11 protein-coding genes and 1 pseudogene are annotated in these 12,736 nt (G+C 70.0%); 4 read left to right on the top strand and 8 right to left on the bottom strand.

Annotation, left to right across the window (positions count from 1 at the left end; translation table 11 throughout):
* The 3 genes and pseudogenes from UG56_RS28515 to UG56_RS23255 all read right to left on the bottom strand — a co-directional run.
* Positions 1-1,954 (bottom strand): annotated as a pseudogene (locus UG56_RS28515) (hypothetical protein); the annotation flags it as partial.
* Positions 1,955-2,277: 323 nt separating this feature from the next.
* A complete protein-coding gene (locus UG56_RS23260; protein WP_045547551.1) occupies positions 2,278-3,552 on the bottom strand; it encodes a hypothetical protein in 1,275 nt (424 codons plus the stop codon).
* The gene (locus UG56_RS23255; RefSeq protein ID WP_052693255.1) at positions 3,549-4,163 is read right to left on the bottom strand and encodes a M23 family metallopeptidase; all 615 of its coding nucleotides are present in this window, start codon (positions 4,161-4,163) and stop codon (positions 3,549-3,551) included. The genes UG56_RS23260 and UG56_RS23255 overlap by 4 nt, the downstream gene beginning before the upstream one ends.
* 913 nt (positions 4,164-5,076) lie before the next feature.
* On the opposite strand from UG56_RS23255, the gene UG56_RS23250 reads away from it, so the two are divergent.
* Together UG56_RS23250 and UG56_RS23245 are read left to right on the top strand one after the other, a co-directional pair.
* Positions 5,077-5,799: a YcnI family copper-binding membrane protein gene (locus UG56_RS23250; RefSeq protein WP_045547550.1), complete on the top strand. Its 723-nt coding sequence runs from the start codon at positions 5,077-5,079 to the stop codon at positions 5,797-5,799.
* Between the two features lie 65 nt (positions 5,800-5,864).
* Positions 5,865-7,415 (top strand): copper resistance CopC/CopD family protein, encoded by a 1,551-nt coding sequence (locus UG56_RS23245; protein ID WP_143055158.1) that lies wholly within the window; start codon positions 5,865-5,867, stop codon positions 7,413-7,415.
* Here UG56_RS23245 and UG56_RS23240 read toward each other — a convergent pair.
* From UG56_RS23240 to UG56_RS23230, 3 genes are read right to left on the bottom strand one after another with little or no spacing between them, the layout of a single operon-like run.
* A complete protein-coding gene (locus UG56_RS23240; RefSeq protein WP_045547548.1) occupies positions 7,405-8,652 on the bottom strand; it encodes a low temperature requirement protein A in 1,248 nt (415 codons plus the stop codon). The two genes, UG56_RS23245 and UG56_RS23240, sit on opposite strands and share 11 nt — an antisense overlap.
* Positions 8,652-9,635, bottom strand: coding sequence for an alpha/beta hydrolase (locus UG56_RS23235; protein ID WP_218145271.1), 984 nt, complete (start codon positions 9,633-9,635; stop codon positions 8,652-8,654). The genes UG56_RS23240 and UG56_RS23235 overlap by 1 nt, the downstream gene beginning before the upstream one ends.
* Before the next feature lie 5 nt (positions 9,636-9,640).
* Positions 9,641-9,985 (bottom strand): putative quinol monooxygenase, encoded by a 345-nt coding sequence (locus UG56_RS23230; protein ID WP_045547547.1) that lies wholly within the window; start codon positions 9,983-9,985, stop codon positions 9,641-9,643.
* Positions 9,986-10,162: 177 nt separating this feature from the next.
* Here UG56_RS23230 and UG56_RS23225 point away from each other — a divergent pair, with 177 nt between their 5' ends.
* The gene (locus tag UG56_RS23225) at positions 10,163-11,059 is read left to right on the top strand and encodes an AraC family transcriptional regulator (protein WP_045547546.1); all 897 of its coding nucleotides are present in this window, start codon (positions 10,163-10,165) and stop codon (positions 11,057-11,059) included.
* A 26-nt stretch (positions 11,060-11,085) separates the two neighbouring features.
* On the opposite strand, the gene UG56_RS23220 is transcribed toward UG56_RS23225, so the two are convergent.
* The gene (locus tag UG56_RS23220) at positions 11,086-11,451 is read right to left on the bottom strand and encodes a winged helix-turn-helix transcriptional regulator (RefSeq protein WP_008355417.1); all 366 of its coding nucleotides are present in this window, start codon (positions 11,449-11,451) and stop codon (positions 11,086-11,088) included.
* Positions 11,452-11,504: 53 nt separating this feature from the next.
* On the opposite strand from UG56_RS23220, the gene UG56_RS23215 reads away from it, so the two are divergent.
* Positions 11,505-12,188, top strand: coding sequence for an SDR family oxidoreductase (locus tag UG56_RS23215; protein WP_045547545.1), 684 nt, complete (start codon positions 11,505-11,507; stop codon positions 12,186-12,188).
* 49 nt (positions 12,189-12,237) lie between these two features.
* Here the strand turns inward: UG56_RS23215 and UG56_RS23210 are convergent, their stop codons facing one another.
* Complete coding sequence (locus UG56_RS23210; RefSeq protein WP_045547544.1) at positions 12,238-12,711, bottom strand: MarR family winged helix-turn-helix transcriptional regulator; 474 nt, start codon at positions 12,709-12,711, stop codon at positions 12,238-12,240.
* Positions 12,712-12,736 lie beyond the last annotated feature (25 nt).

Raw genomic sequence — 12,736 nt, 5'->3', positions numbered from 1 at the left:
CGGACGGCTGCTGACCGGACGGCTGCTGACCGGACGGCTGCTGACCGGACGGCTGCTGACCGGACGGCTGCTGACCGGTCGGCTGCTGACCGGACGGCTGGTCACCGGACGGCAGCGGGAGAGTGCCACCGGGCAGGTTCATGCCACCGGGCAGACCGCCGGTCAGGCCGCCGAGAGCGCCGGTGACGGTGCTCAGCGGGTCAGAGCTCGGCGTATCCGTACCATCGCTCGGCTGACCGGAGCCGGGCTGACCCGATTCCGGCTGGTCGTCGGAGGGCTGGTCGTCGGAGGGCTGGTCACCGGACGGCTGCTCGTCGCTCGGCTGCTCAGGGTTGGGCTGGTCGTCGCCGGAAGGCTGCTCTGCGCCCGGCAGGGGCAGGCCGCCGGTCAGGCCACCCAGCGGGTTGCTACCGCCGAGGAGACCCCCGAGCGGGTTGTCGCTGCTCGGCTGCTCGTCGGAGGGCTGCTCGTCGGTGGGCTGGTCCGAGCCAGGCTCGTTCGAGTCGGGCTGCTCACCCGAGGGCTGCTCGGCGCCCGGCAGGGGCAGACTACTGCCGCCGGTCAGGCCACCGGTCAGACCGCCCAGCGGGTTGCTGCCACCGAGGAGGCCACCGAGCGGGTTGTCGCTGCTCGGCTGCTCGCCAGACGGCTGGTCACCGGGGGGCTGGTCACCGGAGGGCTGGTCCGAGTCAGGCGCGGTCGGGTCGCTCCCGGGAAGACCGGAGGTGAGCGTCGGCCCCTCCGAACCGGGGAGTCCGGGCATGCCGAGCGACTGGAGCGTCTGGATGTTGTTGGTGATCTTCAGGACGTCCAGGATCGCGGTCGGGTTCCCGCTGCTGACTTGCGAGAGCGCCGTCTGCCACAGCAGGCGGAACGCGTCGAAGTTCTTCCCGGCGAAGGAGAGGTACTCGTCCGGCGTCATGGTCGAGCTGGGCCCGACGCGGCTCATGATCTCCTTGGTCTGGAGCGTGTTGTAGAGGTAGTCCGGGCCGGTGATCTTCGAGACCGACGGGACGCTCGGGAAGATCTTGCCCGCGAAGGTCGTGACCTTCTCCGGGGTCGGGATCTTGGTGAGGTCCACGCGCCCGTTCTTGGGGTTGACGGGGAGGCCCATGCCGCCGCACCCGGTGAGGAGGGTGACGTAGTCGGTTCCGTGGCCCCGCACGTGTGAGGGGTTGAAGATCGGGATCCAGCCCAGCGGGCCGCCGTAGATGTCGATGATCGGCATCTGCGAGTTACCGATCGCCCCGCTCGTGAGCGACAGCGGAAGGTTCCGGTACGACGGGTCCGTGTGGTAGGTCAGGAAGTGCGAGTTGGTGCCGATGACCGGGATGCCGTCCTCGTTCTTCCACATGTGCTGCAGGAAGAAGTCGCACGCGTCGCCGCCACCCTCGTGAGAGGTGTCACCGCTCGAGTGGGCACCGCCCGACTGGTTCGGGTCGGTCGAGGTCTGAACGGTCTCGCCGCCGAACAGCCCGCCGGTGAACAGCTCAGGGGCGTGGCTGATGAAGCCACCCGCCACTGGCAGGCCAGCGGTACCCGACAGCGCCGAACCCGACGCCGATCCCGACGCAGAGCCGGATGTCGTCGTGGTCGTGCCGGTGCCGGGCCGGCCGTCGCTGGGCTTCTTCTCCGGCACCTGCGAGCTCGGACCCGAGCTGTTCGAGGCCGAGATGGTCTGGGCGCCGATCGGGGTCTGCGGGTCGTTCGACGCCGCAAGAGTCTCCGAGTGTGCCTGGGCGGAGGGCGCCATGGCTGCGACGGACACGACCGCGACGCTCGCGGTGAGCGCGGCGGCCGGTGCGGCCAGGCGACGGACGGTGTTGCGAAGGGCGGGCGTGGTCTCGCGACGAACGAGAGCGACAGGGGCGGCCGGAGCGGCCTTGGGAAGCCCGATCGGCTGCCAGCCAGCGGGAGCATCGGCGCGACGCCGAGCCCTGGTGTTGATGGACATGAGAGTTTCTCCGTTGTTCGAAAGTCAGATTGATTTCGGTACGTCGGCAGGTGCTGATCGCGTACTGCCGACCTGATGAGTGACTGATGAATTTCGGTTGGACTGAACGGTGAGAAGCTGCTGGGTCGCAGTGGGGTCGGCGAGCCCTGGTCACAGAGGTCACGAGTCCGTTCCGAGGGGTTCGAGCGAGGCCGACACGTTCCGAGGCGTGCTGGCTCGTCGAGCCCGGTAGGCGGGGTCCGTGCTCTCCATCGGCGTGATGCCGTGGCCGGAGCTACGTTGCTTCCCTGGCGCGCTCGAGGAGTGGCGCGCCGTCACCCGGTTCAGTCCGGGGAGAAACCCGGGTCGAAGGTCGGGGTCGCCGGCAGGTGCCAGCGGTAGTCCCGGACGAGGCTGACGAGGCCGCCGCCGGGAAGTGTGAAGGAGCTCAGCTGGCCACCCTGCTGGTGGCTGGAGCCGGAGCCTCCGTCGGAACCGCCAGCAGGGCTGGACGGGCCGGACGGGAGTGGGACGGAACTGTCGCCCGCGTCGGCGTCACCCGTCTGGAGGAGCGCGCGGGAGAGGTAGACGTCGTCCTGGACGGTGCCGACGGTGCCGCCGTCGGCCAGCGCCGCGAAGGTCGCCGGCGAGTCGATCGAGCCGAGCCCGGGGAAGGCCTCGATGGGCAGCAGGATCGGCAGCACCGGGACGGCGCCGCTCATGACCGGGCTGCTCTGCTGCGAGACCGTCGCCGGGCTCGTCTGGGCCGGTGCACCCGCACCGGGGTCGAGCACCGGGAGCGGGCTCACCAGGCCGCCGGTGAGGTCGTCGAGCGTCGGCTCGACGCCGGAGGAGAGGTCTGCGGGAAGGGTGCCGAGAACGTCTCCGACCGGCTCGCCGATCACCGGCAGCTGCGGCAGCGGAACCGTCGGCAGCGTGTCGGTCACGGCCAAGGCCTCGAGGGTGTCGGTGAGCACCTCGACCTTCGGCGCCGACAGCGTCCGATCGAGCTGCGTGGCGGTGAGTACGTTGCCACTCAGATCGTTCACGGCACTCTCGGCTCCACCTGCGAGCCCGAGGATCGAGATCTCGCCTGCCGCTGCCTGAGTCGGCGCCGACTGCGTGGTGGTCGGGTTGTCCGTCGGCTGTGTGGTCGAGGACTGCGGCACTGTGTACGTGGTCAACCCCTGCACGGTGGAGTCGAGGAGTCCCGCCGTGCCGGGCGAGCCGACCGCGCCGTCCTGCTCAGTGGCGGCCACGGCGGGCTCGACCGGTGCGGCGGGCTCGCCCTGGCTGGCGGTCCCAGAGGTGACCGCGCCGGCAGTGTCGGTGACGCCGCGCACGGCGTCGTCGGTGAGCGAGCCGACCGCGTCGCCGAGCGGGATGCCTGGCTTCGTCGCGTCCGTGCCCGGGGCCGTGGTGGCAGCGCTCTGGCCCGATGCCGGGCGCGACGTCTGGTGGGCCGGCTGCTCGGTACCGTCCAGCGCCATCGCCGTCCCGGTGAAGGCTGCCCACGTCAACGCCGCGAAGCCCAGCACCGCGACCCCTCGGCCGCCCGTACGCCGCAGCGTACGAGCCCGGGATCGCGCCTGGAGCGCCTTCGCGGCGGAGGTCGTCATGACGCGCTCTCGCCTCCACCGGCCAGCAGACTGCCCAGGCCGATCGGCTCGGCTGTCCCTCGCTGGTCGCCGACTGCGCCCTGAGGTACCGCGTAGGCCCCCGGAACCTTCGGCCGAGCCGACTGCGTCGTCGGCTGGGCGATCGTCGGTGCGGGCTCGGTGTCGACGTAGTGGGCCAGCCACAGGCTCGGATCGACGTTGTCCTGGTACATCCCGCCGCCGTTCGCGTGCACCTCGAAGTGCAGATGACAGCCGGTCGAGTTGCCCTCGGAGCCGACGTACCCGATCTGCTGGCCGGCGCGGACGATCTGGCCGCCCCGGACGGTGAGGCCCCGCATGTGGCCGTACCACGTGGTGACCTTGCCGGTGCCGGTGGTGACCTTGACCAGCCAGCGGCCGGACCAGCCACCGCCGGTCTCGACGATGACCATGCCGGCCGTCGCCGCGAGCACCGGGGTGCCGCACGGGGCGGAGAGATCGGTGCCGGTGTGCCAGCGGGCCCAATGCCGGCTGGCAGCGCCGAAGTTGTGGAGGTCGCGGTACGTGCCGCGTGCCAGCGGCGTGGTGACCAGCGCGTTGAGATCGTTGGCCGCGGTGACCGTCTTCGGCACGCTCGGCAGGCTGCTCGACGCATCGTCCGCGTAGGCGGACTGCGGAGCAAATGAGGCCAGGGCGGTTGCGGAAAGCGCAGCCGCCGCAAAGCTGTGACGAGCACTGTTGTGAGCTCTGGTTCGAGCAGAGGTCGACATCTGACAATCCACCACCCTTCGGCCTCCGGCGTGAATCTCCGGAACGCTAGTAACGGACAGGCGGCTTCGATCTGTCGCGATGGAAAGCGCCTGTGGATCTTGGCTTGGCCACGGATGCCCGAGTGGGGTGACAACCGCTTTGACACACGGATACGGATGTGGGGCGTGATGCCGACGAGATCAGCGCGACAGCAAATGCGCCCGAGACATCGAAGGCATCTCGGGACCGACAGCGCTCGGTAGCGGCCGTGAAGCCGCCGCTCTCGGTCTCACAATCGGCTTGGGTGACGAGCCCTCGCCGGTACTTCCAAACACGATGATTACCCCCCGAGGTAACGATTGTCCAGACCCAAAGGAAAACAAATTGGGACTAACTGCTCGGTAACACTGGGACGATGGGCCTAACGCGGCAATCGCCGGGAAATACCTCATGAACGTGGACAACCAGCCAGATCCGATGACATCATCGAGCAGAGCAGTCCACGTCTGGTGGCGGCCCGGTGCCGTTTCCGAGCACCCGACGAGCTTGATGCCCAGCTTCGCTTGGGGAGTGCCACACGTCGTCGAACGGCAGCCCGGTTCAGGGCGGCAGCCGCGCCCAGCCAGCGGCTCACGTCATCGACGCGACCGGCCCCGGCATCACCGCCGAGCACCACGAGCTCGTACGCGATCACTCCCGCCAGGTCTCCCACACCCTCGCCGACTGAATCGGTGAGCCGTTGACGCCACTGCGGTCACGTCGGGCCGTGGTGGAACTGGACGAAAGGAACCTCCCATGACCCGCCCGGCCAGAAGTAGCTCCGCCAGAACGACTCGCGTCACCCGTATCGGCTTGGTGGTCGCGGCCGTTCCGGCGCTGCTCGTTGCCACAGCCACCACTGCTTCCGCGCACGTCTCCGTGAACCCGGACAGTGCTCCCGCGGGGGGCTACTCCAAGCTCACGTTCAAGGTGCCCAACGAGTCCAACTCGGCCTCGACGACGAAGCTCCAGGTCTTCCTGCCCATCGACCACCCCCTCGAGGCCGTGTCGGTCCAGCCCCACGCCGGGTGGACCTACGAGGTCAAGAAGACGAAGCTCACCACGCCGCTCACCGACCACGACGGCAACAAGGTCACCCAGGCCGTCTCCGAGGTCACCTGGACCGCCGACTCCGCCACAAGCGCGATCAGATCCGGCGAGTTCGACGAGTTCAACATCTCGGTCGGCCCGCTGCCGGACAGCGGCACCTTGACGTTCAAGACCCTGCAGACCTACTCCGACGGATCTGTCGCCCGCTGGATCGACGAAGACGAGTCGGGCGAGAAGCCCGCCCCGACCCTCGAGGTGGCCGGCGAGACGGTCGGAGCCGGACACCACGAAGATTCCGGAGACGAGGGGCACGCGGCTGACACCGAAGAGGCGGAAGCCGCGTCGAAGACGCCGCTCGTGCTCTCGATCGTCGCGATCGTCATCGCGGTCGCCGGAGCCGGACTCGGAGTGATCCGGAGGCGATCCTGATCCTCGATGGCCGCCGACGAGCCCGCGCGATCCTACCGATCGCGGGCTTGTTGGTGTTCGCGCTGATGACGGGCCTGGTCCTCGCAGCCGGCCCGGCACAGGCGCATGCCGCACTCGAGAGCAGCACACCCGCCGACGATGACGTTCTCGAGGTCGCGCCGACCGAGGTCACGCTGACCTTCAACGAGTCCGTCGACCTGGTGCCGGAATCGATCCAGGTCTTCGCGCCCGACGGGACCAGGGTCGAAGACGGCCGGGCCGCCCATCCAGGGGGCACCGCGCGGGTTGTCAGGATCGGCGTGGCCTGCTCGCAGCGCGGCACGTACCTCGTCTCCTGGCGTGTCGTCTCTGCCGACTCCCACCCGCTCGCCGGAGCGTTCACCTTCTCCGTGGGCGCTACGTCGAAGACCGTCGCCAGACCTCCCTCCAAGGAGTCACGGGTGCTGTCCTGGTCGTTGGGCGGTGCACGATGGCTCGGCTACCTCGGATCGGCGCTGCTGCTCGGCATCCTGGTCGTGCTCGCCTGGTGCTGGCCGACCGGAAGCTCCACGACCCTGCGCCGGTTGGTGACCGGGGGTGCGGTCCTGCTCGTCGGGGGCGCGATGCTCGAGCTCCTGCTCAAGGGGCCGTACGACGCGGGGCTCGGATTCTCGGCCCTGGGACGCATCGATCTGCTGCACGAGGTGTGGCAGACCACCTACGGCAAGGCGGTGGTGGCGCGTCTGCTGCTCACCGGCGTGGGCGTCCTGGTGGTCTGGCGCGATCGTTGGGTGATCTCGACCTGGGCGGTGCTCATCGGGACGACGTTCGCGCTGGCCGGCCACGCCGCAGGTGGGTCGCTACGCCTGCTCGCCGTGGTCAGCGAGACCGCACATGCGATCGCGGCGTCGATCTGGCTCGGTGGACTGCTGGTGGTCCTCGTGGCGATCCGCCGCCGCGACGACGAGGCATTGCCGACGGTGCGGCGGTTCTCGCGACTGGCCTTCGCGGCGGTGTGTGCGCTGGTGATCACCGGCACGTTCCAGTCGTGGCGTGGTGTCGGATGGTCGTGGGGCGCGCTGACCGGGACCACCTACGGCCGCGAGCTGCTGGTCAAGACGCTGCTCGTGGCCGGCGTGATCCTGCTGGCCTCGCTCTCGAGATCCTGGGTCAACCGCCGGGTCGCCGGCTCGGCCTCGAAGTGCGCACGGCCGGGCAGCGACCTACGGCGGACCGTGCTCGGCGAGACGCTCGGCATCATCGTCGTGCTCGCCCTCACCAGTGGACTCACCGCCACCGAACCCGCCAGAACGGCCTATCACCCGAAGACCACCGCGGAGCTCGTGATCGAGGGCGACACCGTGCAGGTCGCAGCAGTGCCCCGCGGGGACCGCAAGATCGACCTTCGCCTGTACGTCCTCGACGCGAGCGGCGAACCGACGGACCCGCCCGAGGTCGCGGTGTCCGTGAGCCTCGGCCGGATCGGACCGCTCCCGGTACGACTGGACGCCGTCGCCACCGGCAAGCGGAGGGGCCGCATCGACGTGCCGGTCTCCGGGACCTGGAAGCTCGCGGTCACCGTCCGGACATCCGACATCGACGAGTCGACCAGGACGGTCGACGTCCCTATCCGCTGAGCGCTTGCGGAGCGAGCGCAGCCGCGAGATCGCGGTGTCCGGCGAGCTCGAACCACGCGATGGGGAGCACAGCCGCGACCGCGATCACCGCCAGGCCCAGGGCGATGGAGACGCCCGCCGCGACCAGGACGACCGCAAGGGCGGTCACCGCAGCAGTGCCGATGATCAGGCCGAGGTGACGACGGTTGCTGAGCCGGACCAGGGTCTTCCACTGGGCGTAGAGCATCCAGACGAAGATCACGAGCGGTACCGCCACCGTCAGGACCGTGGGCACGGTCCCGATCTGAGAATCGTGCTCGAGGTGGAGGGCGGCCACGTGCAGCCCGGCACCGACGGCCACGATCGCGCCCACGATGACGTGGTGCCCGTAGGACCAGAAGAAGACCCGCTCCCGGTGGACTCGCAGGACGAGTGCTGAGGGGACGGTGAAGTACATCCACCACATCGCGAGCGCGAGCCCGATCCCCGCGGTCGCGGTCACGGCCGCGTCGATGCTCCAGCCGGCGGGACCGTGCACCGTCGCCGAGACTGCGGCGACGGTGCCGAGGACGACCTCGCCGAGGGCGACGATGACGAGCAGCCCGTAGCGTTCGGCGACGTGGTCGGCGTTCCAGGGAGTCCCACCCTTCCCGCGCTGCGCGATCACCGGCCCGACCGTCTCGATCGCGAGCAGCGCCACCCCGACAGCTGTCGCGGCGGGCAGGGGAGGGGCGATCGCCGCGAGGGACGTCCATCCGGCCTGGGCCGAGGCGATGGTCCAGAAGTACGTCATCAGCGCTGGCCGACGTACCGGATCGTTGCGGGCCGCGCGCAGCCACTGGACCGCCATCGGCACGCGCATGACGACGTAACCGCCGACCACGATGCCGTAGCCGCCGTTCTCACCTCCGGCGAGCGCGGCGAACATCTCGGGCAGTCCGAGCGCGACGATGACGACGCCGACCATCTGCACCATGGTGGTGAGCCGGCAGATCCAGTCGTCCTCGTCGTAGGCCGATGCGAACCAGGTGTTGCTGCCCCAGGCCCATGAGATCAGGACGACCCCGAGGCTGAACCCGACGAGCCCGACGACCGGCCGGCCCGCCGCGACGTGGTGCGCCAGCTCGTCGGCCGCTTGCCCGAAGGCGACGATGAACACCAGGTCGTACAGCAGCTCCAGCGGGGTGGCGGTTCGGTGCTGCTCGTCCGGCGAGCGACCCACCAGGCTGCGGCGGCGGTGTGCGAGCTCGGTGGCCATCAGCTCGTGCGCCTCGGGTCTCGGAGTACGCGGGCGAGCCAGTCGCTGCGGGCGGCGCGCGCTGCTCGTGACACCTGGGTCTGAGGGAAGAGGGCATCGAAACCATGGAAGCCGCCGGCCCAGACGTGGAGCTCGGCCTGCCCGCCCGCGGCCCAGATGCGGGAGGCGTACGCGACGTTCTCGTCGCGGAAGACCTCGGCGCTACCCGCGTCGACATACGTCGTCGGCAGCCCGGCGAGATCCTCGGCGAGCGCCGGCGAGACGTAGCCCGGCACGTCGCCGAGGTCGCCGAGGACGGATCGCCAGCCGAACTCGTTCGCCTCGCGGGACCAGACACCGGGTCCGGTGAACTGGCGGCTGGACTCCGTCGTGTTGCGATGGTCGAGCATCGGGCAGATCAGGACCTGAGCCGCGATCGCCGGGCCTTGTCGATCGCGCGCCAGCAGGGTGGTGCCGGCCGCGAGCCCGCCACCGGCGCTCGTACCGGCCACGATGATCCGAGCGGGATCGATGCCGAGCTCGTCCGCGTGCGAGGCCACCCAGCCGAGGCCGGCATAGCAGTCCTCCACGAGCGTCGCTCCCGATGCCTCCGGCGCGAGGCGGTAGTCGACCGACACCACAGTGGCGCCGAAGCTCTCGAGCCAGTCGAGCGGGATGTCGATCTGGGAGAAGCGGTCCCCCATGACCATCCCGCCGCCGTGCACCCAGTAGATGCACGGAGCCGCCGTGCCGGGTTCGCCGTCTCTCGCCGGGGTGAGGACGGTGAGGGGCAGAGGCGCGCCGTCGAAGCTGGGGACGGTGACGTCGCGTCTGTTCAGATCGTGCCCGGCAAGCGCCACCTCCGCGTCGACGGTTGCGAACGGGCGGATCAGGGGAAGGGTCTCCGCGCTGAGGGGAGGAACCTCGGGCATGTCGGCGAGCAGGGCGCCGAGCTCCGGATCAAGGCTCGGCCGGGTGGTCGTCAGGGCGGCTGCGTAGTCCATCGCGGTCACCGGCCGGTGGCGGACACGGACGTGGCCTGGGCGAGGATCGCCTTGCCGCCGAGCGGGACGAAGTCGGCGTACGTCGAGTCGGCGACGAGCTCTGCGAAGCGGGCGATGTAGCCCTGCGACTCGGGGTCGTCGAAGACGGCGTGGTGCACCTCCTCGCTCACCCAGCCCTCGACGAGGTGGACCACGTCGGGCTGGGTGGCCGACCGGCTGACCAGGAACACGAGGCAGCCTTCGTGCGCGGAGGGCCCGACGGTGGGGCCGGAGAGCAGGAGCTCGACGAGCTCGTCCGCCTTCCCCTCCTTGGCGGTCATGGTGGCCTGGAATCCGTACTCGATGTTCATCGTGGTCGCCTCTCGGGTGGTGTGCTCCGCACCGATCGGTGCGGGCTCTTCGACCCGTTCAGCGAACCAGTCCGGGCTCGCGCAGCGTGAGAACAGACATCGCCGATGATTGCCTGATCCTGCTCGAAGAAGCAGAACCAGGCGACGACGACCAGGCCGGCGACGTACCTTCTTCAGGTGACCACCACCCCGCTCGAGGAGCTGCGCCGACGCATCGAGAAGCACGCCCGTCCTGACCAGACGACGGCGATCGAGGGCATGCTGCTCGCCCGCGCCGACGCGGTGGAGGCGCCGTCGACCAACGGGTCCGGCACCGTCTTCGCGCTGATCACCCAGGGGCGCAAGCGGATCTCGGTGGGCGATCGCGTCCTCGAGTACGGTCCCGGGCAGTATCTCGTCGCCTCTGTCGACGTCCCGATCACCGGTCACTACAGCGAGGCTTCACCGGACCGGCCCGCGCTGGGGTTCGGCCTGGTGCTGCGACCCGCCGCGGTCGCGTCATTGCTGCTGGAGGCGCCACCTGGCGCTGTGGCCGTGCGGAACAGCGCTGCCCCGCCAGCGATCGGTGTCGCCGACGCCGAGCCCGAGCTGGTGGATGCCGTCGTACGGATGGTGCGGCTCCTCGACCGGCCGCAGGACCGGGCGGTGCTCGCGCCGATGGCCGAGCGGGAGATCCTCTGGCGACTCCTCACCGGCCCGCTCGGCGCGAACCTCGCCCAGATCGGGGTCGCCGACAGCTGCACCACCCAGATCAGCCGCGCGGTGCGGTGGATCACCGACAACTACGCCGAACCGTTCCGCGTCGACGAGCTGGCCAGGAGCTGCGGGCTCAGTGCCTCCGCCTTCCACCGCAAGTTCCAGGGCGTCACGGCGCTCAGCCCGATCCAGTTCCAGAAGCAGATCCGGCTCCACCAGGCACGACTGCTCCTGGTCTCGGGCGCCGACGACGTGGCGACGGTCGCGCACCGGGTCGGCTATGACAGCGCCACCCAGTTCAACCGCGAGTACCGCCGCCGCTACGGCGAGGCCCCCGGCCGCGACACCAGCCGGCTGAGGAGTCTCTCGGCGGGCTGACTCGGCGTGCCGATTCTGCGGTCGGGTCAGGAGTCCCGAAGGTCGGCCGCGGCCCGGGCGCGCTCGATGTCGGGTACGTGGGTCTCGGCCCACTCCCGAAGCGCGCTCAGCGGCGGCAGGAGCGTGTGCCCCAGCGGGGTGAGGGCGTACTCGACGCGTGGTGGGTTGCCTCCGAACGCGGTGCGGCTGATGAGTCCGTCGTACTCCATCGCCCGCAGCGTCTCGGAGAGCGCCTTGGGGGTGATGCCGCGGATGTACGCCTTCAGCTGGGTGAACCGCATCGGCCCGTCGGCCAGAGCGGTGATCACGAACACCGTCCAGCGGGCGCCGATGCGGTGCAGCACCGTGCGGCTCGGGCAGGTGGCTGCCATGACGTCGTACGCCTTGCCCATGCACGTCTCCAGTAGCGTTGTAGATACCGGTAGCAAATCTATACCGTCCTCCCATGACGCACACACTTCACGACCAGCGCATCCTGATCATCGGCGGCGGACGAGGGATCGGCGCCGATATCGCCCGCCGCGTGGAACAGGCCGGCGCAACCAGCATCGTCGCGACCCGCGCAGGCGACCACGACCTGAAGCTCGACGTGCTCGACGAGGAGACGATCGCCGCCGCCGCAGCCTCCCTCGGGCCCGTCGACCACATCGTGTCCACCGTGTCGGCGCACCACGACGTACCCGTCAGCGATCTGGACCACGACAAGGTCACCGCTGCGTTCGGCACCAAGGTCGTCGCCCCGCTCCTGGTGGCCAAACACCTCGCCGACCTGGTGCGGCCCGGCGGGTCGATGCTCTTCTTCTCCGGTGTCGTGGGCTGGCAGCCGAAGCCCGGCACCGTGGTCAAGGGCGTCGCCAACGGCGCGCTGGACTTCCTTGTTCGCCACCTGGCTGTCGAGCTCGCCCCGCTGCGGGTCAACGCCATCGCACCGGGTCTGGTCGACAGCGGCACCTGGGACCGCCTCGGTGAAGCGGGCAAGTCGGCCCTTCTCGCGAAGGCTGCCCAAGGCTCTCTCGTGGGACGGCACGGCACGGTCGGCGACATCTCCGACGCCGCCCTGTGGCTCCTCGGCGCCGGGTACGTCACGGGCGAGCTCATCCACGTCGACGGCGGCGCTCGTCATCGGTGAGGCCGCCGGCGACCGCCAGTAGGCCCGGCGAAGCGGGCGGGATCGGCTCCTACGTCGAGGGACGCTGCGTCAGCCAGCCTGGCAGGTCTCCGATCGGCCGGCCGTCATCGGCGATCTCGGCGAGCGCCTCGACCATGGCGTCGAAACGGCCGGCGCCGAGGTGGCGCCGCCAGCGGTCCACGACGTGCTCGAAGCCGGCCGCGCTCGCCGCCAGGAATTCCTCGGCACGCTCCGTACGCCGGAGAAGGACTGCCCGTCGATCGCCGGGAACCGGTTCGCGGGCGATATATCCGGCGTCCTCGAGACCGGTCGCGGTCTTGGCTGCGGCCTGCTTGGAGACGCCGAGACGCTGGCCGAGCTGGTTGATGGTGCACCCCTCGGGTCCGATGGCCTGGAGTGCGAAGCCGTGGAGTGGCCGTGCTCCGGGATAGCCCTGATCGGCCAGTTCGCTGTGGAGGGCGTCGACCCCTTGGCGGAACGCGCCGGCCAGCAGGAGCACCACTCTCCACCCGGGCTCGCTCATCGGCGCCCCTCCTCTCATCGACAAC

It is taken from the genome of Nocardioides luteus (genome assembly GCF_000960475.2).
In the GTDB taxonomy this organism is placed as follows: domain Bacteria; phylum Actinomycetota; class Actinomycetes; order Propionibacteriales; family Nocardioidaceae; genus Nocardioides; species Nocardioides luteus_A.
Note: the sequence above shows the minus strand (reverse complement) of the source record. Positions and strands in the feature narration are given on the sequence as shown.